This is a genomic window from Vibrio sp. ED004 (assembly GCF_023206395.1).
In the GTDB taxonomy this organism is placed as follows: Bacteria; Pseudomonadota; Gammaproteobacteria; order Enterobacterales; family Vibrionaceae; genus Vibrio.
The window spans coordinates 1,419,697-1,446,038 of the sequence record NZ_CP066149.1; the positions used below are offsets into that span (position 1 = coordinate 1,419,697).

Here is a 26,342-nt window from a genome sequence, read left to right on the forward strand (position 1 = left end):
TATCCACATCATGTGACATTGGTTTACTTCAGAGCCAGCCTAACGTTGCGCTTATGCCAACAACCTAAGCCATCTGGAAGAGTTTCATTAATCTGAACGTACTGGCTCGTCACCTTAGTAACTCGGCCATTGTTTAGGCCGATAAACTGGCCTTTCTTGACGTTTACCACGTTGCCTTTCGGTGTTTGCACTAACCCAAACACACTTGACCCACTGCCCATCACGCCTCTTAAACGAAGCTTACTCAGCGGGTACTTCTCTAACTTTCCGTTACGAGAGCGAGCGCTAGGTTGCCAACAGTCTTTCTTAACCAAAGGCTGGTTTTGCACAATGGCTTCTTTAGGGAGTTCAAAGGGAGGGCGAAAGGCTCGGCGCTGATAAGTTGCGGCCAAGAACTCAGTCGCTGGGACAAGTTGCTCGACGTCCTTTCTCGCCTTGGCTTCAACCTGCACAACAAAGTCTTCAAGTGAGTCTTGATTGGCTTTACAGCCTGACAACGCAAGCAGCAACACGATTGAGTAAAGCGCGCTATTGGGTTTCATCATTGACCTCCGATTTAAACTGGTAGGTATAAGCTCGAACCCTAAAGTGCAGCGTACTGCTTTCTTGGCTAACTCGCTGCCAGTTCACATCATCAAAGCTAATGATGCGCGGCAGCTTGGCGATGGCCGCAGAGAAGTCGCCAATCTCATGGTAGTCACCCGTCAGTTCGATATTGAGCGGTAAACGATAGAGGAACTCCTTGTTCTGCTTTTGTCCCCAATCGATTCGAGTGAAAGTCAGCGAATTATCCAAGCCGAGTTCATTCACGGACGCCAACATACTGGCCAGTTCTTTTTGAACGGGCAGCTGCTCCAACAGATAATCGTAGCGACTGGTTAGTTCATCCAACTGGCTCTGCAATTTAGGTAAGGCCGCAACCTTGTTGGCCTTTATTCGCAAGGTCGTCTTTAAGGTTTGTTCTTGTTGCTTCATTTGTTGCAGTTCATCGTCGAGTGGCAACACATAAAGCCAAGTGCCGACACCTTGAATTAACACCATCAATACCAGAATGACTAAGAGCTGGGGCAGCAACGGCCACTCAGTGATCTCATCAACATCAAGATCCTGAAAACTCATCCAATTTTGAAGGTTAGCCATGATTCGCCTCCTTCCCTTTACGGTTCGCCGTGGTGCTTTCTAAAGAAACGGGACTGAACACAAAAGAGACCTTGAAGGTCTGGAACTCTTTATTGAAGCGCTTGCGGTTATGAACGATAGAGTGCATCTCAACCCCTTCCAGAGAATCAGATCGTTCTAGGTTGTCCAACATAGTGGCGAGACGAGCCGTACTGTCGCTGATGCCCGACATTTCAATCTCCTGACCATTCATCTTTATCTTGTCGACATACACGCCTTCAGGAATCAGCTCCGGCATCAGGTTCATGAAGTCGGTGGTCTTATTGCGGCCAAGCTGCAGAGACTCCACCACATCCAGTCGAGTGAGAATGGCTTTGTGCTCTTGCTCGGCGACTTTTAATGACTGAATCTGTCGGTCGAGCTCAGCGATGTATTGATTGAGATAGTTGAGGCGCGCTTGCTGCTTGGCTTGTTGGTCGTGAAAATAGTTACCGACCGCCCATTGCCCACCAAGCGCAATGATGACGCCAAGAATAACCAAATGAACGAAACGCTTCTTATGTTGAGCACGAATCTCATCGCGCCAAGGCAGCAGGTTAATTTGATGCAACATGCTTTTCTCCCTGCCACTTGAGCCCACTCATCGCCATACCCGCGGCAATGCCAAAGTGTTGCCAGTCCATGGGCAGTCGACGTCGCTTCGCTACTTTGTTCTCAAACAGAGATAAAGGATTAAGCGACTCACAGCTCAGCTGAAAATGGCGCTCAAGCTCTTCAGTGACCATCGGGATGCTCGCGCCCTCGCCCATTAGCCAGATCCCTGAAATAGGCTGAAGTGCATTGACTGAAGAATAGAGCTGCAACTGACGCTTGAGCTTTTCGATCAAATTGACAATAAATCGGTGGGTATCTTCAGCCGTGCCGAATACGCCTTCTATATCACTCGGGTTATCCGAGCTGCGAAGATCTTGCGTACCAAAGGCGATGTCTTTATAGAAAGGTGCTGAACTCAGCGGGATAACCCCTAGCGAGGTTTGGTCGATTCCAACATCCACCAGCAACCAGTTCTTCTTATCGGGATACAAGCGTGATGCCAATTGCCAGATATTGAGTAGCCCATGCGCCTGCGTATCCACGACCACAGGTTTAAAACCTGCTTTAGTGAGCGTATCTGCTCGGCTATCAACCACTTCCTTGCGAGTGGCATACACCTGATAACTGCTTGTCGATCCTTTGCCAAATCGTTTGTCTTCCAGCTTTACAAAATCTAAACTCAACTCCTCGATAGGAAAGGGAGACTGGTGAGCGAAGGTTTGATAGATCGAAAACTCTTTTTCTCTGTCTTCTAACTCACTCTCTATTTGCAGTACTTTGCTGATCACTGTGTTATCAGGTACCGAAATGGCGACGTTGCGACAGCCAAAAGGCAGTCCTTTCCTAAGTTCTTTGAGTTTCTTAACAGTTTTCTGATACTCCAAAGTATGGTTAGCTGTAAAAATGTCGTCCGAAATCGGCAGCTCTTTGTATCCCACTAGGGCATACAACTCCCCCACGGGTTTTAGTACCACGGCTTTGATGCTGTGATGATTTATATCTATACCTGTAATTAATGATGAACCCATGTGACCTAGCTCCTGAAGTGCCAAGCATTTCGTTGATTATCTAGGGGTTGTGATTATTAGTTAAATAAGCGTTAATAAACGAAAGCTAAGTTTTTAGCCTAGAGTACAAGGGTTTGCTGCTTATCAGCCTTAACTAATCAGGGATTATCCGGTGAAGTTCATAAAGCGATTATTCATATTTACATTGATTTGCATGATTCTTGGAGTCAGTACAATTTTCGGGTTTTATTATTACGTAAAACCAGAGTTGCCTGATGTTGCCACTTTGCGCGACGTAGAACTCCAAACGCCGATGCAAGTCTTCAGTCAAGACGGTAAGTTGATCTCTCAATTTGGTGAAAAGCGTCGTAATCCAGTCACTTATGACGAGATTCCTCGCCACTTAGTTGAGGCTTTGATTGCTACCGAAGATAGCCGTTTCTACGAACACCCAGGTATTGACCCAATCGGTATTACTCGTGCTGCGATCGTTGTTGCTATGTCGGGTTCTGCAAAACAAGGGGCGAGTACCATTACTCAGCAGCTTGCGCGTAACTTCTTCTTATCTAATGAGAAAAAGATCATGCGTAAGATTAAAGAGATCTTCATTGCGATCCACATTGAGCAACTGCTTAGCAAAGAAGAGATCATGGAGCTGTACGTAAACAAGATCTTCCTTGGTCACCGCTCATATGGTTTCGGCGCAGCAGCGCGTGTTTACTTCGGTAAAGATCTTCCAGATCTAACCCTGAGTGAGTTAGCTACACTTGCTGGTATGCCAAAAGCACCATCGACAATGAATCCTATCTACTCTGTTGAACGTGCGACCAACCGTCGTAACGTTGTATTACGTCGCATGTTGGACGAGAAATACATCACTCAAGCAGAGTTTGATGAAGCTCGCAGTGAAGAGCTTATCTCGAAGTACCACGGTGCAGAGATTGAACTCAGCGCGCCTTATGTTGCAGAAGTTGCACGTGCTTGGATGGTGGAACGCTATGGCGAAGCCGCTTACACATCAGGCATGAAGGTCTACACGACCGTTGATTCGAAGCTACAGAAAGCAGCGAACCAAGCCGCGATTAAGAACCTGCTTGGCTACGATGAGCGTCACGGCTACCGTGGTGCTGAAAAAGTCTTATGGCAAACCGAGCAATCTGCTTGGGAGCATGAAAAGATCGTTAAACACCTTAAGTCTCAGCCAACCTATGGTGACCTAGTCCCTGCGGTTGTGACTTCAGTTGATTCAAAAAGCGCTCAGGTTTGGGTGAAGAATCAAGGCGAGGGCACTATCGAATGGCAAGGCATGAACTGGGCTCGTAAGTTCCTAACAGACAATCGCCAAGGCCCAGCTCCATCTCAAGCAAAAGAGATTCTTGCTGTTGGTGAGCAAGTTTGGGTTCGCCATGAAGCCGTAACAGGCGACGAAGTCTCTGAAGAGCCGACAGAAGAGTCAGCGACAGCAGAATCGGAAACACCTGTTGTTTGGCGTCTAAGCCAAGTGCCAAATGCAAATACGGCATTTGTGGCAATGAACCCGAACAACGGCGCAGTATTGTCGATGGTCGGTGGCTTTAACTTCGTACACAACAAGTTCAACCGTGCGACGCAATCTATTCGTCAGGTTGGTTCTGGTATCAAACCATTTATCTACTCAGCAGCGATTGAGAAAGGCTTAACACTGGCTTCATTGATCAACGATGCACCGATTAACCAATGGGATAAGAGTCAAGGTACGGCATGGCGACCAAAGAACTCACCACCAACCTACGTGGGCCCTACTCGTTTACGTATTGGCTTAGCTCAATCGAAAAACGTAATGGCGGTACGTGTACTGCGTGAAGTGGGCTTGGATGATACTCGTAACTACCTAACTCGTTTCGGCTTTGATATTGATGAAGTGCCTCGTTCTGAGACTATTGCTCTGGGGGCAGGCAGCTTAACACCAATGAAAGTAGCGCAAGGTTACTCAGTATTCGCGAATGGCGGTTACTACGTTGAACCTTTCTACATCAGCCGCGTTGAGACTCCATTTGGCGAGACTGAGTTTGAAGCAACACCAAAAGTCGTGTGTAAAGAAGATTGCAAACAGACTATTACTGCCGATCCAATGGCGGATGAGTTTGCCGAACAAGACGTTGACGCTGAAGTGCAATACGCACCTCAAGTTATCTCTGAGCAAAACGCTTTCCTTGTTCGTGAAATGATGTACAGCAACATCTGGGGTGGCGGTGACTGGAGCCAAGGTACGGGTTGGAATGGTACAGGCTGGCGTGCTCAACCATTGAAGCGTCGTGACATTGGTGGCAAAACCGGTACGACCAACGACTCGAAAGATACTTGGTACAGCGGTTACGGCCCTGGCATGGTTGCAACGGTATGGGTTGGCTTTGATAACCACAACCGCAACCTAGGTCGCACTAAAGCGAACTCGAACCTTGGTAAGAACCAGATTACTGGTGCAGAAGCTGGTGCAAAAACAGCAGAACCTGCATGGGTTGATTTCATGGGTACAGCACTCGCAGGCGTTCCGGCTCAACGTAAAGAGATTCCGGAAAACATCGTCCGCGTTCGTATAGACCGTGATACTGGCTTACTGACTAACAAGTTCGATAGCTCATCAATGTTCGAGTACTTCGAGAAAGGCACCGAGCCTACCGAGTACATTACCGAACGTTTCAATGATGACATCTACTCAACATCATCAGGTGAAGCAGTAGAAGAGCTCTTCTAACTAGAGTTAGTTGAAACCAGTAACATGAACCAACAAAAAGGGTTGATATGAATTCATATCAACCCTTTTTTATTTCGACAACATGAGCTGTCTAGATCCTGAGTTCGAACATTAAAGCGATTTTTCTAATTGCGTTCGGATAGTTTCAGCCAGTTGCTCGAAACGTCCCTTCAATGGAGAACCCGGACGGTAAGCAACAACAATGCGACGTGAAGGTGTTGGATTTACCGCTGGCACGTAACACACACCGTCTTTCTGCTTCTCTTTCGGTACTGATAACTGTGGAAGCAAAGTAATACCCGCCCCAGCAGCCACCATGTTGCGTAGCGTTTCTAAACTGGTCGCTTTAAAGCGCTCGTCATCTTTTGCCCCTGCAGCAAAACAGAAGCCTAAGGCTTGGTCTCTTAAACAGTGGCCATCACCTAGTGCCAGTACTGTTTGCCCATTTAGCTGAAGCATATCGACACTGTCTTGTTGAGCCCACTCATGATCACACGGCACGGCAACACTTAATGGCTCGTCATACACATCAATCTCTTTAAACACCGCGGTTTCATCGACCGCAGCCAGTACCAAGCAATCAAGCTTGCCATCTTCTAACTGGCTCACCAGTTGATGAGTCTGTGCTTCATGCAGGTAGAGCTCTAGCTCAGGAAAGCTCTCTTTCAGATGAGGAACAATCTTAGGCAAGATGTAAGGGCCAACCGTCGGAATAAAACCAATGTGCATTGGCCCCGTCATTGCTTCGCCGTGTCCACTCGCCATATCTTTAAAGGTCTTCACCTCGTTGAGAATGCGCTTGGCTTGCTCAACAAGTTGTAACCCTGATTCTGTAAATATCACCTTCCTTGGGCTACGCTCGGTTAACTGAAGTCCAATTTCATCTTCGAGTTTGCGTATTTGACCGCTCAGTGTGGGCTGACTTACAAAGCACGCTTCTGCCGCTTTTCGGAAGTGTTTGTGCTCTGCGAGCGCCACCAAGTATTCAAAGTCACGAATGTTCATGATCAGTCTCTTACCTCAGGTTTTAATAAGAACAAGGGTTTTCATAGCAACATTTAAAAGAAAAATGCTCTTGATAGAATTTACCTATCAAAACCATAACATCAAACGATTAGAGCTATCAAAGAATTTATCTAATAATGGGCTCAACAAAACGAAACAGAGCAACGAAAAACGTTAAGCTCTAATAGAACAAAATTAAAAATACTATTTAAGGAAATCAATATGTTTGCATCTAAAGAAGGTCAATCAATCCCTCAAGTAACATTCCCAACTCGCCAAGGCGATGCATGGGTTAACGTAACGACAGAAGAGCTTTTCAAAGACAAGACAGTTATCGTATTCAGCCTACCAGGCGCGTTTACTCCAACATGTTCTTCAAGCCACCTACCTCGTTACAACGAACTACATTCAGTGTTCAAAGAAAACGGCGTTGATGACATCCTTTGTGTTTCTGTAAACGACACGTTCGTAATGAACGCATGGAAAGCAGACCAAGAAGCGGAAAACATCACATTCATCCCAGATGGTAACGGTGATTTTACAGACGGCATGGGTATGCTAGTTGAGAAAAACGACATCGGCTTCGGCAAACGTTCATGGCGCTACAGCATGCTGGTTAAAAACGGCGTGGTAGAAAAAATGTTCATCGAAGAAGGCGTACCAGGCGACCCGTTCAAGGTTTCTGATGCAGATACTATGCTTAACTACCTTGCTCCTGAGCACAAAGAGCAAGAGTCAATCACAGTATTCACTAAGCCAGGCTGTCCTTTCTGTATGAAAGCGAAACAGAACCTAATCGACAAAGGTCTAAACTACGAAGAAGTGGTTCTAGGTAAAGACGCTACAACAGTAAGCCTACGTGCAATCTCTGGTCGTACAACGGTTCCTCAAGTATTCATCGGTGGTAAACACATCGGTGGTAGCGAAGAACTAGAAGCTTTCCTAGGCTAATAACTGCCAAAAGGCTAACCCACTCACTTGTGGGTTGGCTAACCCTATCGGGTTGAATCAAGCTTGTGGCTCGCATTAACCACAGTCACAAGCTAAACCTAATAAAACAGAATCACAAAACAAACCCGTTATCCTGACTCTCAAAAAAGTCACCAGAGTTGGAGGGGTTCGTTCAAACTAAATTCAGCCATTGCGAGAAAATTATTATGAAACAAGTCAATGTAGATGTAGCAGTTATCGGGGGCGGTACGGCAGGTCTAGGTTCTTACCGCGCTGCAAAAGCACACACTGACAGTGTCGTGATGATTGAAGGCGGCCCTTACGGTACTACCTGTGCTCGTGTTGGTTGTATGCCATCTAAACTGCTTATTGCTGCTGCGGAAAGCGTACACCAAATCGAGAAAGCTCCGGCTTTTGGCGTTCACCCACAAGGCGATATCGTGATTAACGGCCGTGAAGTGATGGATCGAGTGAAGTTTGAACGTGACCGTTTTGTTGGTTTTGTTTTAGAAGGCGTTGATGAAATCCCAGAGCAAGACAAGATCTCTGGTTACGCAAAATTCTTAGACGACAACACGCTGCAAATTGATGACCACACGGTTGTGACGGCTAAGCGTATTGTTATCGCGACAGGTTCTCGCCCTGCATACCCTGCAGTTTGGAATGAACTTGGCGACCGCCTAATCATTAACGATGACGTGTTCAGCTGGGATGATTTACCAGAATCAGTTGCTGTATTTGGCCCTGGCGTTATTGGCCTTGAGCTTGGTCAGTCACTGCACCGCTTAGGTGTGAAGACCAAACTGTTCGGTTTAGGTGGTCAAGTTGGCCCAGTAACTGACCCAGAGATCATGGCTTACGCAGACAAAGCCTTCAATGAAGAGTTCTACCTAGATGCCGACGTAAAAATCGAAAGCATGAAGCGTATTACCACTGAATCGGGTGAACCACGTGTCGAAATCCAGTTCATCAATAAGCAAGGTGAGCTAGAAACCAACGTCGTTGAGTACGTACTGGCAGCAACAGGTCGTCGTCCTAATACAGATAAACTTGGCCTAGAGAATACCTCTCTTGAGCTTGATGAGCGTGGTGTTCCAATCGCAGACCACTACACGCTACAAACATCATTGCCATCAGTATTCATTGCGGGTGATGCAAGCAACCAACTGCCTCTTTTACATGAAGCTGCAGACCAAGCACGCATTGCGGGTGATAACGCAGGTCGCTTCCCTGAGATTCGTGCTGGTTTACGCCGCTCTAAAATCTCAGCGGTATTCTCGGACCCGCAAATCGCGATGGTTGGTGAAACCTACACAGAGATCACCACACGCTTAGGCACATGTGGCTGTTTCGCAACAGGTGAAGTGTCGTTCGAGAACCAAGGTCGTTCACGAGTGATGCTACGCAACAAAGGTATTCTGCACGTATACGGCGAGCAAGGTACAGGTCGCTTCCTTGGTGCTGAGATGATGGGACCAAACGCAGAACACTTGGCTCACTTACTAGCATGGGCACACCAGAACAAGATGACGGTTTCTGAAATGCTAGACATGCCGTTCTACCACCCAGTAATCGAAGAGGGTGTACGAACAGCGCTGCGTGACCTGAATGCTAAACTGCACCTAGGTCCAGAGATGGTGAAACACTGTCTAGATTGTGGTCCTGGTTGTTAATCTCTGTTGATTGAGACAGGTAACCATTTGCTCTAATAACATAGATTAGATACTAAAAAGGAAAGCCATTGGCTTTCCTTTTTGTTTTTTGGCAACGAGAAAATAACAGATTCCCGATTACGCTCCTTCGTCGCTTTCGGGAATGACGTTGATTTATTTAAGCAACTAAAACAAAACTCAGCCCGTCATTCCAGAACTGAGGGACGAGGTATCTGGAATCTCTTGAAGTCGTTACTTATCGCTAAAACTCAGAGAATTACTTCTCAGCTGCAATCACAGAGATCTCAACTAATAACGCTTCACGAGCCATATCGCCAGTAACACATGCACGAGCTGGAGCGTGACCTTCTGGAACCCACGCATCCCAAACTGCGTTCATTTCTTGGAAGTCTTTCATGTCTTTCAAGTAAATCGTTGCTGACAGCATGTGCTCTTTGTCGCTGCCAGCCTGCTCAAGTAGCGCTTCTACTTTATCTAGCATGGTCTGTGTTTGTTCAGTGATGTCTTTAGTTGCATCAGCACAAACTTGGCCACATAGGTAGATAGTACCGTTGTGTTTAACAATACGGCTCATGCGTTGCTTGGTTTCTTGGCGCTCAATCATCGATCTTCTCTCTCTATGTCACCGTGATCCAATATCTTGTGACGTGGTATTATCAGGTCAACAAGCATAACGCGAATCAAGCCCAAGATGACATGTCTTCATTGCAATAAAAATGAAAAAATCTTCAATAAACTCGGTCGCTGCCAACGTTGCATGAATCAACTCATGGTGCTGTCGCTCTTGAGTTGGGGAGCATGGTGGTTATTTTTCAGGGAAGACCCGAAAACCATCAATGCTATCGCTTTGATGATGGCGGCTTTCGCGTTCAGTGGTTTACTGTCGCTGCATTGGGTAATGAAGTTTTTGGTGCTGCCTTTAAAGAACAAAAAGCGTTAGCTGAGGTGTTTGTTGGATTGGCAATAATGGTTAGATGATAGGTTCAATACTCAGATAATTGGTCACAACCATCGTACGAGTATAATTTGCCAAACAGCAGATAGAAAAAAGCCCCAGAACCAATCGATTCTAGGGCTTTCTTAGAAAATTCTAAGAAAAAGCAGTGGTACTTTAATAGACCGGGCTTTTCTTAATTTGTTCCCAAAAAAGATCAGATTTTTGATCTTTTTTTTAGGGACTATAAAATCAATGCCTTATGCAACATTCACCTTAGCGATAATCTGCTCGACCAAGTTCACTTCTAAAGCCACTTCATCACACGCATGTTGACGAGGACACTGGTCGCAATCTTTCAGTACCTTCTCAGGTAGCAGAGATTTCGATGTTGGTAAGAAGTCATGCTTCATAAAGAACTCGGGGGTACGAGTCAGTACAAACACCTTCTTGATGGCCATTTGACGTGCTTTCTCAACCAAGTGCTGAACAATTGCCGTCCCCTGCCCTTGACCTTGCCAACCGGCTTCAACGCCCAGTGAACGTATTTCCGCTAAGCCGGAGTCATACACATAGAGCGATGCACAACCTGTCACCTCACCATGATGCTCTGCGACCGCAAACGAACCAATATCACGCACTAACTCATTACGAGAACGTGGTAGGTTTTCACCCATGTTCGCCCAGTAAGCCACCATGCCTTCCAATGCTTCGATGTCAGTCAAACGAGCAGGACGAACCTTCACGATGGAAGTATCACGCTGTGCCAAACGTTTCTCAGCTTGGTCTACTGCGTAAGCCACTTGTTGTGGTGATACACCACCTAGCGCGCTACGTTTTTCAAGACACGATTCAATGGTCAGGATGTCATACACATCCTCTTCAATCACCTCAGAGAACTCTTTCATCTCTGCGATAGTTAATTCTTCCAGTGCACAGCCTTTAGCAATCGCCGCTACTACAGTTACACCCACAATATGGTGAGCTTCACGGAAAGGAATGCCTTTCGCTACTAGATAATCAGCCAGTTCCGTAGAATTTGCATAACCTTGCTTTGCTGCTTCCAGTGTACGTTCGCCGTTCACTTTAATGCCGTCAAAACAAAGCGCAGCCATTTCCATACAATCATTCCAAGTATCTAAAGCGTCGAACAGACCTTCTTTATCTTCTTGCATGTCTTTGTTGTACGCCAAAGGCAGAGCTTTCACTGTCATCATCATTGCTGCTAATGAACCATATACACGGCCAGTTTTGCCACGGATAAGTTCTAGCGCATCAGGATTTTTCTTCTGTGGCATCAGAGATGAACCTGACGTCACGGTATCCGCTAACTCGATGAAGTTTGATTCACCAGAGTTGTAGAAAATCATATCTTCTGCAAGACGCGAAAGGTGAAGCATAGAGATAGAAGCGATCGACATCAGCTCCATCACATGGTCACGGTCAGATACTGAATCTAGAGAGTTGCGCGTTGCACGACGGAAACCTAAGTTGTGAGCTAACTCTTCACGGTCCATCGGGTAAGCAGTTCCTGCAAGGGCACCAGAACCCAGCGGACATGTATCTAGACGCTTAATCGCATCATTCAAACGAGAATAATCACGCTCAAGCATTTCAACGTAAGCCAAGCACCAGTGAGCAAAAGTTACCGGCTGAGCACGTTGTAAGTGAGTGTAGCCAGGAAGCACGGTTTCTTGATGCTGAGCAGCAACATTTACCATTTGGCTCTGTAGGCGATCCAATGCCAATAGCAGTTGGTTGCCTTGCTGACGACACCATAGTTTCAGGTCTGTCGCCACTTGGTCATTACGAGAACGGCCAGTGTGAAGCTTTTTGCCCAAGTCACCGACTTTGCCGATAAGTTGTTGCTCAACCCAACTGTGAATATCTTCTGCATCAGAACGTAGAATCTGTTCAGGATCTTCCATCACCTCAAGTTTTAGCTCATTCAGCGCTAACTCAAGCTTCTGTTGCTCTTCTTCTGTTAATACGTTGACCGACAGTAGAGCTTTAGACCAGGCAATTGAGCCCACAATGTCTTGCTCAGCCAATCGGTAATCAAAACGAAGAGAATCGTTAAAATCTTTGAACCGGGTGTCTGCTGCTTGGGTAAATCTACCGCCCCATAATGCCATTGTGTATCTCCTAATTGCACAGTGCTCACTGTTTTTGCAAATGATAATTCTGATTAAGATTCAGTATTTTTCTGATGGTTTAAACTTACGGCAATTCAAAATGAAAATAAAGTATTAATTCATTATTTTAACATATTTATTCACCAAAAGTTGAATCCATTGATTATTTTCAGCGTGGAGCGCGAATTATATGCCATTCGATAGTAAAAACCGAAGCTGATTTATTAGGCGAATAGAAACTAAAAAGCCCACTCACTAATCAATAGTGAATGGGCTTTGCATAATAATGTCTGTTTACTGACCTTTAATTTTTCATCAAAGGCTAGTTTACTAACTCATTGTTAGGATTACTTTTGGCTATTCAGGGCACGGATACGGCTTGATAGCGAGTAAAGACGGATGAAGCCTTCAGCGTGGCTTTGGTCGTAAACTTCATCTTCACCAAAAGTAGCAAACTCTTCAGAGTATAGGCTGTTGTCAGAACGCTTCTGAGTTACCGTTGCATGGCCTTTGTAAAGCTTGATAACGACTTCACCATTCACGTCTTGTGCTAGCTCTTCTGTCGCTGCAAGGATTGACTTACATAGCGGAGTGAACCAACGACCGTCGTATACAAGGTGAGAAGCTTTAACACCCAGCTCTTCACGGAATTCGAATGCCGCTTTATCAAGAACCAGTTGCTCTACTGCACGCAGTGCTTCCATCATGATGGTGCCACCCGGAGTTTCGTAACAACCACGAGACTTCATGCCTACAAGACGGTTTTCTACGATATCGATACGACCAACACCGTGCTTAGCACCCTTCTCATTTAGGTAAACCAGTGCGTTGTATGGCGTCATTGTTTCACCATCAACCGCAACCACTTCGCCTTTTTCAACTTTAAGCGTCACTGTTTCAGATTCGTTTGGCGCTTGCTCTGGGTCTACAGTCCAAGCCCAGCAATCTTCATTTGGCGCATTCCATGTATCTTCTAAAACGCCACCTTCTGTAGAGATGTGCCATGCGTTTGCATCACGCGAGTAAATCTTAGTAAGAGAAGCAGTACAAGGAATGTTACGTTCTGCTAGGTAATCTAGACACTCCTCACGGCTCACTAGATCCCACTCACGCCATGGTGCAATTACGTGTAGGTCTGGTGCTAGTGCTGCGAATGCACCTTCAAAACGAACTTGGTCATTACCTTTACCTGTACAACCGTGACACAGTGCGTCTGCACCGACTTTACGTGCAACTTCAACCTGCGCTTTCGCGATGATTGGACGAGCCATAGAAGTACCTAGTAGGTATTTGCCTTCGTAGTAAGCGCCTGTTTTTAGTGTTGGGTAAATGTAATCTGCCACCATCTCTTCTTTAAGATCAGCGATGTAACACTCAGAAGCACCAGAAGCTTTTGCTTTCTCTTCGATACCAATCAACTCTTCGTCGCCTTGACCAACATCCGCGACAAACGCAACCACTTCACAGTCATAGTTCTCTTTCAACCATGGGATGATTACTGATGTGTCTAGACCGCCAGAGTAGGCTACTACAACTTTCTTTACGTTAACTTTGCTCATTTTCTTTCTCCTAGTTTCCATACTGCACATGGCGGTCAGCGTTGGAAATGACTTCATAATTATATGTTTATTTAGTTTGTCTAAATTCTTTAAGTAGTGACTCGTTGTGAGAACTACTGAGGTAAAAACTGTGTTCCTATGCTTTTACCTGAAAACAGTTGTGTTAGCTTTTCTGGGTATCGCCAAGTAGCGACTTCGATTGATCGTCCGAGGTCGTTGGCAGCTTCTAGTGCGGCTTGAACCTTAACGATCATGCCGTCAGTAATCACTTTGCCTACAATAAGATCATCGGCTTGTTGTTGATTAAGGCTTGGAATGAGGTGGCCTTTACCATCCAACACACCACTTACATCAGAAAGAAGAACCAGTTCAGCATCAAGTGCGCCAGCAACGGCAACCGCAGCTTGGTCTGCATTGACGTTCATCAGTTGGCCTTGTTCAGTTAAACCAATTGAGCTAATGATTGGCAGTGCGCCAGCATTAAGAATCGCCTGCAGGACGGTTGAGTCGCCCGGCTCCGCTTTTCCTACCGCACCCAGTTCAGGGTTCAGTTCGCTCACTTTGCATAAACCACCATCAGCTAGGCTCAAACCAACGGCATTGATACCGTCTTTAATCGCCTGACCTTGAAGTAATTTATTCGCCGTACCCGCTAATGCCCCGGCAATAACAGGAATCTGATCATAAGGAGTAACACGTAGACCTTCTTTCTTAACGGTTTCGAGGTTCAACTTATTCATCAAATCATCAACAAGGTAACCACCACCGTGAACAATCACGATTGGTCGTTGTGCCTGTTGTTGGTAAGCAGAGATAGCACCAAATAACTTGCTAAGTGTTTCACCACAAGATAGCGCAGCGCCACCTAACTTTATGATTAATGGTTGATTATTAAGGCTCATATCTAGATTCCCTTACACTAACGCAGTTAATGGCGCAAAACCATAACGTAAATTTAAACACTGCATCGCTTGGCTAGATGCACCCTTTAACAAGTTATCAATCGCTGAAACAACGATGATGTGTTGACCTTGAACCTTCCAACCTAAATCACAGAAAGGTGTTTGTTCTACGTCTTGAATTCTTGGCAATGTCTCTTCGAGTAATCTCACCGCAGGTTTACCTTGGTAAGCTTGCTCAAAGGCATCTTGTACCTGTTGTTCTGTCACGCCTTCAGCCAATTTCATGGTGATGGTCGCTAAAATACCGCGCTTGAAGTTGCCGAGGTGCGGAGTAAAAATCACATCACATCCTAAATGTGCAGCCATTTCAGGTTGATGACGGTGATTGAATACGCCGTAAGCTTGCAGACTCACTTCGCAGAAGCTGTTAACCATAGTCGCCTTACGACCCGCACCTGTAACACCACTCGTTGCGTTAATCACCGGCCATTGGTTCTCATCCAGCAACTTCGCTTCAACCAAAGGCTTAATCGCCAATTGTGATGCAGTTGGATAACAACCCGCGACTGCGACAAGTTGAGCCTCTTTAATCGCTTGCTCATTCCATTCCGCTAAACCGTAAGCGGCTTTATCTAGCCATTGTTCGTGTTGGTGTTCAAAACCGTAGAACTCTTGGTAGAAGTTCTCGCCTTTCACTCTGAAGGCACCCGATAGGTCGAATACTTGGCAATCGTTCTCTAGAAAGATTGGCGCTAGGTCGTGACTTACTTCGTGTGCGGTGGCTAAGAAAATCACATCAGACTGCCTTGCCACTTCTTCTGGATTCGTTAATGGTTGTACTGGCATATCAATCAAGCCAGCTAACTTACCGTGCAATGCCGCAATAGGTTTACCTGCGTCTACACTATTGGCTGAGACATATAAACCTGATAGCGTGAGCTCAGGGTGTCTGTTTATCATTAGAGCCAGTTCTGCTCCTGTGTAGCCGCTTGCGCCAATGATCGTGGTTTTCAACATCTCAACACATCCATTTCTGAGGTAAGTTACATTTCAAAATTTGACTATTCATACTTAATTTTTAGCTTCATTTGATTTCTTATGCATTAAATGTGATTTAATATGTGTTTTACCGACTTATAGTTTTCCTGTCAATAGTAGAAGTGAAGATATTATGCAATTACCGAGTTTTCTTGAGGTCTACAAAGGCCTAATTTCCACCGACTCTATTAGTTCTACCGATCCAAGCTGGGATCATGGCAACGAAAAAGTGATCGAAAAAATGGCTCAATGGTTTAAAGACTTGGGCTTTAGCGTAGAGGTCGTGGAAGTCGAGCCCGGCAAACATAATATGGTCGCAAAGATGGGTTCTGGTGAAGGTGGCTTACTATTAGCAGGACACAGCGACACCGTGCCATTTGATGAAGGGCGTTGGAACTTCAACCCTCATGCACTGACAGAGCACAATAATCGCTTCTACGGATTAGGCACAGCTGACATGAAAGGCTTCTTCGCTTTCGTCTATGAAGCGGCAAAGAAAATGGATTGGAGCAAACAGGCGAAGCCACTTTATGTATTGGCAACCTGTGATGAAGAGACCACCATGCTAGGTGCACGTCACTTCACAGAGAATGCACCGTTTAAACCGGACTACTGCATCATTGGTGAGCCGACTAGCCTAGTGCCGATTCGTGGACACAAAGGCCACGTGGCAAATGCAGTGCGAGTAACCGGTAAATCAGGTCACTCTTCTGATCCTGCGTTAGGCGTCAACGCCATCGAGATAATGCATGAAGTGTTGTTTGCGTTAATGCAGCTGCGTGACAAGTTAGTCAAAGAGTACCATCACCCGGGGTTTGCAATTCCAAGCCCTACTCTAAACCTTGGTCATATTCATGGTGGCGACAGCGCTAACCGTATCTGTGGTTGCTGTGAGCTACACTACGATGTGCGTCCTTTACCGGGTATCAGCTTAGATGGTTTGGATAACATGCTGCGCAGCGCACTCAAAGAAGTGGAAGCAAAATGGCCGGGCAGAATTGAAATTACGCCACTGCACGAACCCATCCCGGGTTACGAATGCCAACACGACCATCCATTTATCGGTGGCATGGAATCCGTTTGCGAAACTGAATCGCAAACCGTGAACTACTGTACAGAAGCACCTTTCCTTCAAGAACTTTGCCCAACCTTAGTTCTGGGTCCGGGCTCAATCGACCAAGCTCACCAACCGGATGAGTTCTTAAGCTTCGATTTTATCGATCCAACGATTGATGTTCTGAGTAAATCCATCCGTAAATATTGTTTCTAGTTATTGCTACCCTTTCGATATTTTTTTATAAAAGCCGCCCAAAAAGGTGGCTTTTATTCTGTTATCTATGTCAAAGCCTGATCTTGTAATTAAATTTCACTTTATTCCGAAGTCTTGGAAAATTTACTTCTCTCGCATTTCGAAAACTAATAATTGCAAACTTAGAATGCTTTATTTGACTATATACAGCAGTTTTCGCTAGATTGTGTACTTAACAAGGAACAATGGATGTAATTTTTTTACGAGGCAGGATGACAATGAACGAGAAATACGCCGCTCTCAAGAGTAACGTAAGCATGCTGGGACGCTTGCTAGGTAACACAATCCAAGATGCACATGGTGACGTTATCTTAGAGAAAGTGGAAACTATCCGTAAACTTTCCAAATCCGCCCGCGCAGGCAACAAAGCTGACCGTGACAGCCTAGTTGAAGAAATCAAAAACCTGCCGAACGAACAACTCACTCCTGTTGCTCGTGCATTTAACCAATTTCTCAATCTCACCAACATGGCAGAGCAGTACCACACCATCTCTCGCCACTGTGAGGAGCATGTTTGCGAACCAGACGTGCTGCAATCTCTATTTTCCAAATTAAACCAGAATGACATCAGCAAGCTAGATGCGGCTCAAGCCGTTCGCGACCTGAACATTGAACTCGTTCTGACTGCACACCCAACAGAAATCACTCGTCGCACCATGATCAACAAGCTAGTTAAGATCAACGAGTGTCTGTCTAAATTAGAATTAAGCGACCTATCACACAAAGAGCGCGTGAAAACCGAACGCCGCCTAGAGCAACTTATCGCTCAAGGTTGGCACTCTGATGTGATTCGTCAGCAACGCCCAACACCACTTGATGAAGCGAAATGGGGCTTTGCAGTTGTAGAAAACTCTCTATGGGAAGCCGTGCCTGACTTCCTACGTGAAATGGATGGCCGACTTAAAGGTTATCTTGGTGAAGGCCTGCCGATCGATGCTCGCCCAGTACACTTCTCATCTTGGATGGGCGGTGACCGCGATGGTAACCCATTCGTAACGCACACCATCACTAAAGAAGTGCTGCGCCTATCTCGCTGGAAAGCTGCAGACCTTTACCTAGGCGACGTTAACGAGCTAATTACCGAACTGTCGATGACTAAGTGTAATGATGCGGTTCGTGAACTTGCAGGTGATGAACACGAAGCTTACCGTGCAATCCTGAAGAACCTACGTACTCTACTGAACAACACGCTAGAAGTGCTGGATGCAAAACTGCATGACACTGAGGTTCCTAAGAAAGAAACACTACAGAACATCGAGCAACTTTGGACACCGCTTTACGCGTGTTACCAATCGTTGCACGAATGTGGCATGGGCGTAATCGCAGACGGTTCTCTGCTTGATACTCTACGCCGCCTAAAAGCATTCGGTGTACACCTAGTTCGTCTCGATGTTCGTCAAGAAAGTACCCGTCACTCAGATGTGCTGTCTGAACTGACTCGCTACCTAGGCATTGGCGATTACGACCAATGGAGCGAACAAGACAAGATTGCTTTCTTAACCAATGAATTAAGCTCTAAGCGCCCATTACTTCCTCGCGATTGGGAGCCATCTGAACAGGTTAAAGAGGTTTTAGACACCTGTAAGGTCATTGCTGATCAACCTCGTGAAGCCTTCGGTGCTTACGTGATTTCTATGGCTCGTACTGCATCAGATGTACTGGCTGTTCACTTACTACTGCAAGAATGTGGTTGCCCTTACCGCATGGACGTGTGTCCGCTGTTCGAAACGCTAGACGACTTGAACAACTCAGAAGCAGTAATGAAGCAGCTAATGAGCATCGACTTGTATCGTGGCTTTATCCAGAATCACCAAATGGTGATGATTGGGTACTCTGACTCAGCGAAAGATGCCGGCGTAATGTCTGCAGGTTGGGCTCAATACGATGCAATGGATAAGCTGGTTAAGGTTTGTGATGAAGAAGGCATTGAACTGACTCTATTCCACGGTCGTGGCGGTACGGTTGGTCGTGGTGGTGCGCCAGCGCACGCTGCTCTTCTTTCTCAGCCACCTAAGAGCTTGAAAGGCGGCTTACGTGTAACTGAGCAAGGCGAAATGATCCGCTTTAAGCTTGGCTTACCAGACGTTGCTGTAAACAGCTTCAACCTTTACGCAAGTGCGATTCTAGAAGCAAACCTTCTGCCGCCACCGGAGCCAAAACAAGAGTGGCGCGACCTAATGGAAGTGCTGTCTCAAGTCTCTTGTGAGGCTTACCGTAACGTGGTTCGTGGCGAAGAAAAATTCGTACCTTACTTCCGTCAAGCGACACCTGAACTGGAGCTAGGCAAACTACCTCTTGGTTCTCGTCCTGCGAAACGTAATCCGAACGGCGGCGTAGAAAGCCTACGTGCGATTCCATGGATCTTCTCTTGGAGCCAAAACCGTTTGGTACTTCCTGCATGGCTAGGCGCGGGTGAAGCGATTCAGTACTCAGTAGATCAAGGCCATCAAGCCCTACTTGAAGAGATGTGTCGTGAGTGGCCGTTCTTCTCTACCCGTCTAGGTATGTTGGAAATGGTGTACTCGAAGTGCAACATGGAAATCGCTAAGTACTACGACCAACGTCTTGTTGACGAAGAGCTATTACCGTTAGGTGAATTGCTGCGTGAACAGCTGCAAAAAGACATCAAAGCCGTGCTAAATGTTGAGAACAACGAGAACCTAATGCAGAGCGACCCTTGGGGACTTGAGTCAATCCGCCTACGTAACATCTACGTTGAGCCACTAAACATGCTTCAAGCTGAGTTGCTTTACCGTACTCGTAAGTGTGAAACACCACCAGCAGAGCTTGAAGAAGCGCTAATGGTGACGATTGCAGGCATTGCAGCAGGCATGCGAAACACTGGTTAATTAGTGATTACTACTATACAATAGACAAAAGGTCGCCTAGTGCGACCTTTTTATTTCACAAAATAAGCAATACTGAGTTTTTTGTCAGTTTTTTGGGTTATTTTGTCCATGTATTCTACTTTATGCTTATTATTTAGATATACTACTGCTCCGCTGCGGAAACACTCCAAAAAAATAATCTGCAGCTTTTTGACCAATAAACTGGTCAACCTAGGTGATAAACGGCTTTGTAAGGTGACATAACCAACCGATGAGTTGGTGCTACTTAGACATAACCAATATAACGTGCCATTAGAAGCACACTTGTTGTTTAAGTATTTGTTTACTGTTTACCATTTGGATTTCAGACATGTCATTACCACACGTAATTCTAACCGTTTTAAGTACACGCGATGCTACTGGTTACGATATCACAAAAGAATTCTCCGCAAGCATTGGTTACTTCTGGAAAGCTAGCCACCAACAAGTTTACCGCGAGCTAAATAAAATGGCTCAGAACGACCAGGTAACTTGCGTGCTTGAGCCTCAAGAAGGCAAACCTGATCGTAAAGTTTACTCTATCACTGATGCTGGCCGTGGCGCGCTAGGTGAATGGTTTGAACAACCAACTGCACACCCAACCGTTCGTGACGAGTTCTCAGCTAAGCTAATGGCTTGTGCTGTACAACCTTCTGACGCTTACCGTGTACAACTTGCTGAGCTAGTAGAAGAGTCTCGCAAACTAGTTTCTCACTACCGTGAAATCGAAGCGGCTTACTACGCAACGCCATCAACACTAGACAAGCAAGCACGCCTTGAGCGTCTTACTCTTCGTCGTAACCTACTTATCCGTGAAGCATGGATTGTATGGGCTGAAGAAGTACTGCTTGAACTTGGCGCTCTTGCTTAAGTTAAGCTAGAAGCTAGAAGCTAGAAGCTAGAAGCTAGAAGCTAGAAGCTAGAAGCTAGAAAAGCAAAAGGCTTGAACTCTTAGAGTCCAAGCCTTTTTTGTATCTATAGGATTTGAAATTTTACAGCCAGAAGCTTTTTACAAGTGCTTAGGCTTTACTTCTAGACTTTGCTTAAAGCGCAGCGACTTGCGGACGAACACCTAATGTGTGGCAAAGTGCGTAAGTCATTTCTGCACGGTTTAGCGTGTAGAAGTGGAAGTCTTTCACACCTTCACGGCTCAGTGTACGAACCATATCAATTGCTTGGCTCGCACCAACAAGCTGACGAGTCGTTGGATCATCATCCAAACCTTCAAACTGCTTCGCCATCCAGCCTGGTACTTTTACGTTATTCATCGCAGCAAAGCGAGACGCTTGCTTGAAGTTAGAAACCGGTAGGATGCCCGGTACAATCTCAACATCAACACCCGCCGCCACACAACGGTCACGAAAACGTAGGTAGCTCTCTACATCGAAGAAGAACTGAGTGATGGCACGGTTAGCACCGGCATCTACTTTACGTTTTAGGTTAATAAGATCCGATTGAGCGCTTTTTGCTTCAGGGTGAACTTCTGGGAATGCCGCTACTGAAATATCAAAGTCGTGACGAGACTTAAGTAGTTCAACTAGATCAGATGCGTACATCTCTGGCGCGCCGCCGCCTGCTGGAATATCACCACGTAGAGCAACAATGCTCTCGATACCATTAGCCCAGTAATCGTCGGCGATTTGAATCAGCTCTTCGCGGCTAGCATCAATACACGTTAGGTGTGGCGCTGCGACTAGACCTGTTTGGTTTTTGATTTCTTTAATGATTGAGTGGGTACGATCACGTTCACCCGAGTTTGCACCGTAGGTTACTGATACAAATTTTGGCTGAAGTGTTTTAAGACGGTGAACAGAATTCCACAGGGTCTCTTCCATCTTCTCACTGCTTGGTGGAAAAAACTCAAATGACACATTGATGTTGTCAGAAAGCTCAGCGATATTCTGATTTAAAGCGTCGATATGACTAGCGTGTGTGTATCCCATCTTACTCTCCCTGTGGCAAAAGCGACCACTAAAATCTCAAATCCTCAAACGACGTTTAGACGTCTATATGTCTGTAGGATGTATTGAATACGATTTAATGTCAACAGATCCATTATGAATTTTTCTCAAGTAGATCGTGAGTAAAACTCAAGTAGTTAGATGGCTCGCAAAGCAGAAATAATGTAGAAAAAAGGCTGAAAAACACATCGTGCTTTCAGCCTTATTTATCTTAGTGAATAGTATGCCATTTAGACACTAAAACAATTGATCTAAGTATTAAACCAACCGATCTGAGTATCAGAACAGACTAGACATTCTGTTTAGGTCTGATTGAATTGCACCTGCCGTTACTTCACGACCGGCACCCGGGCCACGAATAACCAATGGATTATCTTTGTACCATTTGCTCTCAATCGCAAAGATATTATCGCAAGGCAGCAAGTTCGCTAGGGCGTGTTCTTTAGATAGGGCTTCAACGCCTACCGTTGCCTTACCATTCTTCTCTAAACGCGCTACGTAACGCAGAACCTTCTGTTGAGAGTGCGCTTTCTCTAAGCGCTCTGCCAACTCTTCACTCAGTACAGAAGCCTTATCAAAGAAGTCATCCACCGACAGATCTTGCAACTCTTCAGGGACCAATGATTCCACTTTTACGTTTTCAGGCTCGATGTCTAAACCCGATTCACGAGCCAGAATCACCAGCTTACGCATTACGTCTGAACCATCGAGGTCAGCACGAGGATCAGGTTCAGTCAGGCCTTGTTGCCATGCTAAGTCAACCAACTCGCTGAACGGCACTGTGCCATCAAACTGTTGGAACAACCAAGATAACGTGCCCGAAAAAATACCAGACAACGCAATGATGTCATCGCCACTTTCACGTAGGTCACGTACCGTGTGGTTAATCGGCAATCCAGCACCCACTGTCGCGTTGTACAACCAATGACGGCTGATCTTCGCGAAGGCATCTTGCACCTGATGGTAGTACTCGCTTGATGCAGAGCCTGCCACCTTGTTGGCCGAGATCAAGTGAATACCTTGTTGGGCGATTTGCAGGTATTTTGCTGCAAGTACAGGGCTCGCAGTCACATCCAGAACCACTGCTTCGTCATAACCTTGAATAGAGCCTAAACGCTCTAACCAATCGTTACCATTGTTGGCAATCGCTTCGTCGTCAAAGCGCTTACCTACCGAAGTCGCATCTATGCCTTGGTCATCGAACCAATAGGTTTGGCTATCAACCACCGCAACCAATTCAAAGTTCATTCCACGACGCTTTTCAAGTTCCGCTTTCTGCTCAGCAAACAGGCTTAACCAGCTTGAACCAATGTTGCCCTTACCACATAAAGCAATTGCAACACGCTTCTGCGCTTGGAATAGTTGAGAGTGAATGCCTTTCACTAGGCTTGAGGTTTCACTCTTACGAATCACTGCCACTAAGCTCAAGCCAGAGTTAGCTTCTGAGATGAACTCAACCGGCGAGCTCTTGAGCTGCTGGTAGAAACCGTAACAATGGTTCGGGTTCTTAGTTACGCCAGCTCCCACGGCAGCAATCAAAGAGAAACCCTCTTTAAGCTTAATCTCAGCTTCAATCGCGTGATCTTGTAGATATTCTAAAGCGCCACCAGCGATCTCTTCAGTGTAAGCAAGACGCAAACAGTGCTGATCCGGTTCAAGCTCATAAGCAAGAGGCTCAAGTTGAGCGCGCTTAAGCCCTTCAAGCACTTCGCTCTCTAGACGGTCGAAGTCATGCCCGTGACCAAACGTCAGCTGAACGATAAGCACTTCATCCAAGGAGGTAATGATTTTTGCACCACGACCCGATGCCAGTACACGCTCTATCTGTGTAGAGCCCGCCTCTGGCTGGTAGCTGCAACGTAAGCTTAAGTCCATGGCACTTTGAGCCACAGGCTGTAGCGTTCGGCTGTGAAGCACTGGAGCCGCTAGACGAGCAAGTTCACTCGCTTCATCAAGGCGAAGCAGAGGCAATAAACACGCATCCGAAACCAAACGAGGGTCTGCGCTGTATACACCAGCGACGTCACTCCAAATCGTTACGCGTTCAACCTCAGCCAATGCACCAATCACAGTTGCAGAGTAATCCGAGCCGTTACGGCCGAGTAGAACCGTTTCACCTTCAGTATTTTGAGCCATAAAGCCAGTAATCACGACACGGCAATGTGCATGCTGCGCCAAGGCTTCTTTAATCAGAGGATAAGAACGTGCGCGGTCAACTTCAGGTTGAGCACCCACTTCTGCACGCAAAAAGGCACGAGCATCTTGAGCTACCGCTTGTAAATCATGTTGGCACAACAAAGCAGCTAATAGACGTGAAGACCAAACCTCACCGTGTCCTAGAACTTGTGCTTTTTGCGCTTCGCTTAGAGGAGCAGTTAGCTCACCCAAAGCGGTGAATTCTTGTTGAATGGTGGCCGTTAGCTGAGCCGCAGACTCACCTTCAAGCAGCGCTTCAATCAGCTCAAGTTGGAACTGACGAAGTGCTTGCAAACATTCGTGGGCGATACGACCATCTTTGTCGAGCGCTTCAACAAACTCAATCAAGCGGTTAGTGGTTTTACCCGCTGCCGATACCACGACCAAGTCAGTGGCTGATGAGTATTCTCTAAGAATATTGACCACGCGTTGGTAACACTCAGGATTCGCTAAGCTGCTGCCACCAAATTTATGTAGCTGGCGAAAGGTTGCCATTATTAACCCTCCCCTTCAGCGATAAAGCCTTGTGTCTTTTCAAACGCTTGCTTAAGGTCATCAATCAAGTCTTCAGCATCTTCAAGGCCAACAGAAAGGCGCAGTAACTGTTGAGAAACGCCCGCTTCTGCCAGCGCTTCTTCGCCCATCGCACGGTGAGTCATCGACGCTGGGTGGCAGATTAAGCTTTCCACACCACCCAGCGATTCCGCCAAAGAGAATAGCTCTAACTTATCAACAAAGTACTTAAGCGCTTCGAATGAACCTGCAAACTCAAAGCTCAGCATTGAGCCAAAGCCAGACTGCTGTTTCTTCGCGATATCATGACCTGGATGTTCAGGAAGGCTTGGGTGGTAAATAGTGCCGACGAGATCTTGTTGCTGCAGAGACGCGAGGATTTCACGTGAGCTCTCTTCGTGAACTCGCATACGCGCACCTAGCGTACGAATACCACGTAGAGTCATGTAGCTATCAAATGGTGTGCCGGTCGCACCAATACAGTTGCCCCACCATGCTAGCTCTTCAGCGTGCTCTTCCGTTTTCGTGACGACAACACCACCAATAACGTCTGAGTGTCCGTTGATATACTTAGTGGTTGAGTGAATAACAAAATCTGCACCTAACTCTAAAGGCTTTTGGAACACAGGAGTCAAAAACGTGTTGTCGACAGCAACCAGAGCACCAACCTCTTTCGCTTTACGACAAGTTTCTGCAATATCAACCACACGAACCAAAGGATTCGATGGTGTTTCAATTAAGATCAACTTTGGCTTAAGCGCGATCGCCGCATCCAGTGCCGCTTGATCCGATTGATCAACGAATAGAACTTTGAAGTCACCTTTCAGTGAGCGAGTGTTAAACAGACGGTAAGTACCACCGTAGCAGTCGTGTGGCGCGATAATAAGATCATCGCCACCTAAGAAAGCAGAAACCCATAAGTTTAGCGCCGAGGTACCACAGTTAGTGACCACCGCACCTTTGCCCGATTCAAGTTCAAACAGTGCCGTTTCTAATAAACCTCGGTTTGGGTTACCAGAACGGGTGTAATCGTACTTTGGCACTTCACCAAAAGCGGGAAACCCATAGTTAGTCGAAAGATAAATTGGTGGGACAACGGCATGGTGTTGCGTGTCTGACTCGATACCAGTACGTACTGCGATTGTTGCTGGCTTCCGGCTGCTCATAGGTGCTTCCTTACAAGTTTTGCGTCTGAGAATCACAGCTGCTTGTCGGCATTTTGCGGCTGTGTTAGATATATGTTATTCACTTTACTTTCATAAACGTGAGACGTCAACACTTCTAGACGTCTATATGTCTTTGCTTATAGCGGTAAATCCCGCTAAAATCACCACTATTAATTTATTCTAACAACTAAAGTGATGAAGGTACGCAATGGCCGACTGGAATGGTGAATACATAAGCCCATATGCTGAGCATGGAAAGAAAAGCGAACAAGTAAAGAAAATTACAGTTTCTATCCCTCTAAAAGTGTTAAAGGTTCTAACTGACGAGCGTACTCGCCGCCAGATTAACAACCTACGCCATGCAACAAACAGTGAGCTACTGTGCGAAGCCTTTCTACATGCGTACACAGGCCAACCACTACCAACGGATGAAGACCTTCGTAAAGACCGCCCAGACGATATTCCTGCTGAAGTGAAAAAACTGATGACAGAGATGGGTATCGAGTTTGAAGCGTTTGACGAAGAATAAAAACAACTCAGTCACTGCCTTCATTATTGATTCGCTCTAGCTGAACCCTATTGATCACATCGTGCATTGTTTTTATGACTGCGCTGTGAATGATAGACATAAAAAAACCGACTCCAGATGAGTCGGTTTTTTATTATTCTTTTGCGCTCA

Annotated in this window: 22 protein-coding genes; 9 read left to right on the forward strand and 13 right to left on the reverse strand. The window is 46.1% G+C overall.

Going from position 1 to position 26,342, the window contains the following annotated elements:
• Positions 1 to 23 precede the first annotated feature (23 nt).
• Genes ITG10_RS06385 through pilM form a run of 4 tightly spaced genes read right to left on the reverse strand, consistent with a single transcriptional unit; the run spans position 24 to position 2,741 of the window.
• On the reverse strand, positions 24 to 542 hold the full coding sequence (locus ITG10_RS06385) for a pilus assembly protein PilP (protein ID WP_017066198.1): 519 nt from the start codon (positions 540 to 542) through the stop codon (positions 24 to 26).
• Positions 529 to 1,140: a type 4a pilus biogenesis protein PilO gene (gene pilO, locus ITG10_RS06390; protein WP_017632095.1), complete on the reverse strand. Its 612-nt coding sequence runs from the start codon at positions 1,138 to 1,140 to the stop codon at positions 529 to 531. The genes ITG10_RS06385 and pilO overlap by 14 nt, the downstream gene beginning before the upstream one ends.
• On the reverse strand, positions 1,133 to 1,732 hold the full coding sequence (locus tag ITG10_RS06395) for a PilN domain-containing protein (protein ID WP_017632094.1): 600 nt from the start codon (positions 1,730 to 1,732) through the stop codon (positions 1,133 to 1,135). Before ITG10_RS06395 ends, pilO begins: the two co-directional genes overlap by 8 nt.
• Entirely contained in the window at positions 1,716 to 2,741 is a 1,026-nt protein-coding gene (gene pilM, locus ITG10_RS06400) for a type IV pilus assembly protein PilM (protein ID WP_017632093.1), read from the reverse strand. The genes ITG10_RS06395 and pilM overlap by 17 nt, the downstream gene beginning before the upstream one ends.
• A gap of 151 nt (positions 2,742 to 2,892) precedes the next feature.
• On the opposite strand from pilM, the gene ITG10_RS06405 reads away from it, so the two are divergent.
• Positions 2,893 to 5,454, forward strand: a complete 2,562-nt coding sequence (locus ITG10_RS06405; RefSeq protein ID WP_164913310.1) for a PBP1A family penicillin-binding protein — start codon at positions 2,893 to 2,895, stop codon at positions 5,452 to 5,454.
• 111 nt (positions 5,455 to 5,565) lie between these two features.
• On the opposite strand, the gene oxyR is transcribed toward ITG10_RS06405, so the two are convergent.
• Positions 5,566 to 6,459, reverse strand: a complete 894-nt coding sequence (gene oxyR, locus ITG10_RS06410) for a DNA-binding transcriptional regulator OxyR (RefSeq protein WP_017632091.1) — start codon at positions 6,457 to 6,459, stop codon at positions 5,566 to 5,568.
• Between oxyR and ITG10_RS06415 the strand changes: the two genes are divergently transcribed.
• From ITG10_RS06415 to ITG10_RS06425, 3 genes are all read left to right on the forward strand, one after another.
• Positions 6,458 to 6,637 (forward strand): hypothetical protein, encoded by a 180-nt coding sequence (locus ITG10_RS06415; RefSeq protein ID WP_128644403.1) that lies wholly within the window; start codon positions 6,458 to 6,460, stop codon positions 6,635 to 6,637. The two genes, oxyR and ITG10_RS06415, sit on opposite strands and share 2 nt — an antisense overlap.
• A 44-nt stretch (positions 6,638 to 6,681) precedes the next feature.
• Positions 6,682 to 7,410 carry a glutathione peroxidase gene (locus ITG10_RS06420; RefSeq protein ID WP_017632090.1) on the forward strand — a complete coding sequence of 243 codons (729 nt, stop codon included), beginning with the start codon at positions 6,682 to 6,684 and terminating at the stop codon, positions 7,408 to 7,410.
• Between the two features lie 206 nt (positions 7,411 to 7,616).
• The gene (locus tag ITG10_RS06425; protein WP_017632089.1) at positions 7,617 to 9,083 is read left to right on the forward strand and encodes a dihydrolipoyl dehydrogenase; all 1,467 of its coding nucleotides are present in this window, start codon (positions 7,617 to 7,619) and stop codon (positions 9,081 to 9,083) included.
• A gap of 256 nt (positions 9,084 to 9,339) precedes the next feature.
• Here ITG10_RS06425 and ITG10_RS06430 read toward each other — a convergent pair whose 3' ends face one another.
• A complete protein-coding gene (locus ITG10_RS06430) occupies positions 9,340 to 9,687 on the reverse strand; it encodes a RidA family protein (RefSeq protein WP_004729674.1) in 348 nt (115 codons plus the stop codon).
• Positions 9,688 to 9,774: 87 nt separating this feature from the next.
• On the opposite strand from ITG10_RS06430, the gene ITG10_RS06435 reads away from it, so the two are divergent.
• A complete protein-coding gene (locus tag ITG10_RS06435) occupies positions 9,775 to 10,023 on the forward strand; it encodes a DUF3624 domain-containing protein (protein ID WP_128644402.1) in 249 nt (82 codons plus the stop codon).
• Between the two features lie 254 nt (positions 10,024 to 10,277).
• Here ITG10_RS06435 and argH read toward each other — a convergent pair whose 3' ends face one another.
• The 4 genes from argH to argC form a co-directional block, all read right to left on the reverse strand.
• Positions 10,278 to 12,152, reverse strand: coding sequence for an argininosuccinate lyase (argH, locus tag ITG10_RS06440; protein ID WP_017632087.1), 1,875 nt, complete (start codon positions 12,150 to 12,152; stop codon positions 10,278 to 10,280).
• A gap of 347 nt (positions 12,153 to 12,499) precedes the next feature.
• On the reverse strand, positions 12,500 to 13,711 hold the full coding sequence (locus ITG10_RS06445) for an argininosuccinate synthase (RefSeq protein WP_017632086.1): 1,212 nt from the start codon (positions 13,709 to 13,711) through the stop codon (positions 12,500 to 12,502).
• 113 nt (positions 13,712 to 13,824) lie between these two features.
• Positions 13,825 to 14,613, reverse strand: a complete 789-nt coding sequence (argB, locus tag ITG10_RS06450; protein ID WP_017632085.1) for an acetylglutamate kinase — start codon at positions 14,611 to 14,613, stop codon at positions 13,825 to 13,827.
• A gap of 12 nt (positions 14,614 to 14,625) precedes the next feature.
• Positions 14,626 to 15,630 (reverse strand): N-acetyl-gamma-glutamyl-phosphate reductase, encoded by a 1,005-nt coding sequence (argC, locus tag ITG10_RS06455; protein WP_017632084.1) that lies wholly within the window; start codon positions 15,628 to 15,630, stop codon positions 14,626 to 14,628.
• Between the two features lie 154 nt (positions 15,631 to 15,784).
• Here argC and argE point away from each other — a divergent pair, with 154 nt between their 5' ends.
• The 3 genes from argE to ITG10_RS06470 all read left to right on the forward strand — a co-directional run bounded on the left by argE (position 15,785) and on the right by ITG10_RS06470 (position 20,698).
• Positions 15,785 to 16,921 carry an acetylornithine deacetylase gene (argE, locus tag ITG10_RS06460; RefSeq protein ID WP_176680537.1) on the forward strand — a complete coding sequence of 379 codons (1,137 nt, stop codon included), beginning with the start codon at positions 15,785 to 15,787 and terminating at the stop codon, positions 16,919 to 16,921.
• A gap of 251 nt (positions 16,922 to 17,172) precedes the next feature.
• Positions 17,173 to 19,809 carry a phosphoenolpyruvate carboxylase gene (gene ppc / locus ITG10_RS06465; RefSeq protein WP_017632083.1) on the forward strand — a complete coding sequence of 879 codons (2,637 nt, stop codon included), beginning with the start codon at positions 17,173 to 17,175 and terminating at the stop codon, positions 19,807 to 19,809.
• Between the two features lie 349 nt (positions 19,810 to 20,158).
• Entirely contained in the window at positions 20,159 to 20,698 is a 540-nt protein-coding gene (locus tag ITG10_RS06470; protein ID WP_017061141.1) for a PadR family transcriptional regulator, read from the forward strand.
• Positions 20,699 to 20,870: 172 nt separating this feature from the next.
• On the opposite strand, the gene metF is transcribed toward ITG10_RS06470, so the two are convergent.
• The 3 genes from metF to ITG10_RS06485 all read right to left on the reverse strand — a co-directional run bounded on the left by metF (position 20,871) and on the right by ITG10_RS06485 (position 25,663).
• Entirely contained in the window at positions 20,871 to 21,770 is a 900-nt protein-coding gene (metF, locus tag ITG10_RS06475; protein ID WP_004729683.1) for a methylenetetrahydrofolate reductase, read from the reverse strand.
• Positions 21,771 to 22,067: 297 nt separating this feature from the next.
• Positions 22,068 to 24,479, reverse strand: a complete 2,412-nt coding sequence (locus tag ITG10_RS06480; RefSeq protein ID WP_017632081.1) for a bifunctional aspartate kinase/homoserine dehydrogenase II — start codon at positions 24,477 to 24,479, stop codon at positions 22,068 to 22,070.
• Between the two features lie 2 nt (positions 24,480 to 24,481).
• Complete coding sequence (locus ITG10_RS06485) at positions 24,482 to 25,663, reverse strand: O-succinylhomoserine (thiol)-lyase (RefSeq protein WP_017632080.1); 1,182 nt, start codon at positions 25,661 to 25,663, stop codon at positions 24,482 to 24,484.
• Positions 25,664 to 25,871: 208 nt separating this feature from the next.
• Between ITG10_RS06485 and metJ the strand changes: the two genes are divergently transcribed.
• Positions 25,872 to 26,192, forward strand: coding sequence for a met regulon transcriptional regulator MetJ (metJ, locus tag ITG10_RS06490; RefSeq protein ID WP_004415993.1), 321 nt, complete (start codon positions 25,872 to 25,874; stop codon positions 26,190 to 26,192).
• The last annotated feature ends 150 nt before the right edge of the window (positions 26,193 to 26,342 follow it).

What these genes read in the sequence shown, in the direction of transcription:
- ITG10_RS06385 (WP_017066198.1), bottom strand. Translation starts at nt 542, where the DNA reads ATGAAACCCAATAGCGCGCTTTACTCAATCGTGTTGCTGCTTGCGTTG.
- pilO (WP_017632095.1), bottom strand. Translation starts at nt 1,140, where the DNA reads ATGGCTAACCTTCAAAATTGGATGAGTTTTCAGGATCTTGATGTTGAT.
- ITG10_RS06395 (WP_017632094.1), bottom strand. Translation starts at nt 1,732, where the DNA reads ATGTTGCATCAAATTAACCTGCTGCCTTGGCGCGATGAGATTCGTGCT.
- pilM (WP_017632093.1), bottom strand. Translation starts at nt 2,741, where the DNA reads ATGGGTTCATCATTAATTACAGGTATAGATATAAATCATCACAGCATC.
- ITG10_RS06415 (WP_128644403.1), top strand. Translation starts at nt 6,458, where the DNA reads ATGATCAGTCTCTTACCTCAGGTTTTAATAAGAACAAGGGTTTTCATA.
- oxyR (WP_017632091.1), bottom strand. Translation starts at nt 6,459, where the DNA reads ATGAACATTCGTGACTTTGAATACTTGGTGGCGCTCGCAGAGCACAAA.
- ITG10_RS06420 (WP_017632090.1), top strand. Translation starts at nt 6,682, where the DNA reads ATGTTTGCATCTAAAGAAGGTCAATCAATCCCTCAAGTAACATTCCCA.
- ITG10_RS06425 (WP_017632089.1), top strand. Translation starts at nt 7,617, where the DNA reads ATGAAACAAGTCAATGTAGATGTAGCAGTTATCGGGGGCGGTACGGCA.
- ITG10_RS06430 (WP_004729674.1), bottom strand. Translation starts at nt 9,687, where the DNA reads ATGATTGAGCGCCAAGAAACCAAGCAACGCATGAGCCGTATTGTTAAA.
- ITG10_RS06435 (WP_128644402.1), top strand. Translation starts at nt 9,775, where the DNA reads ATGACATGTCTTCATTGCAATAAAAATGAAAAAATCTTCAATAAACTC.
- argH (WP_017632087.1), bottom strand. Translation starts at nt 12,152, where the DNA reads ATGGCATTATGGGGCGGTAGATTTACCCAAGCAGCAGACACCCGGTTC.
- ITG10_RS06445 (WP_017632086.1), bottom strand. Translation starts at nt 13,711, where the DNA reads ATGAGCAAAGTTAACGTAAAGAAAGTTGTAGTAGCCTACTCTGGCGGT.
- argB (WP_017632085.1), bottom strand. Translation starts at nt 14,613, where the DNA reads ATGAGCCTTAATAATCAACCATTAATCATAAAGTTAGGTGGCGCTGCG.
- argC (WP_017632084.1), bottom strand. Translation starts at nt 15,630, where the DNA reads ATGTTGAAAACCACGATCATTGGCGCAAGCGGCTACACAGGAGCAGAA.
- argE (WP_176680537.1), top strand. Translation starts at nt 15,785, where the DNA reads ATGCAATTACCGAGTTTTCTTGAGGTCTACAAAGGCCTAATTTCCACC.
- ppc (WP_017632083.1), top strand. Translation starts at nt 17,173, where the DNA reads ATGACAATGAACGAGAAATACGCCGCTCTCAAGAGTAACGTAAGCATG.
- ITG10_RS06470 (WP_017061141.1), top strand. Translation starts at nt 20,159, where the DNA reads ATGTCATTACCACACGTAATTCTAACCGTTTTAAGTACACGCGATGCT.
- metF (WP_004729683.1), bottom strand. Translation starts at nt 21,770, where the DNA reads ATGGGATACACACACGCTAGTCATATCGACGCTTTAAATCAGAATATC.
- ITG10_RS06480 (WP_017632081.1), bottom strand. Translation starts at nt 24,479, where the DNA reads ATGGCAACCTTTCGCCAGCTACATAAATTTGGTGGCAGCAGCTTAGCG.
- ITG10_RS06485 (WP_017632080.1), bottom strand. Translation starts at nt 25,663, where the DNA reads ATGAGCAGCCGGAAGCCAGCAACAATCGCAGTACGTACTGGTATCGAG.
- metJ (WP_004415993.1), top strand. Translation starts at nt 25,872, where the DNA reads ATGGCCGACTGGAATGGTGAATACATAAGCCCATATGCTGAGCATGGA.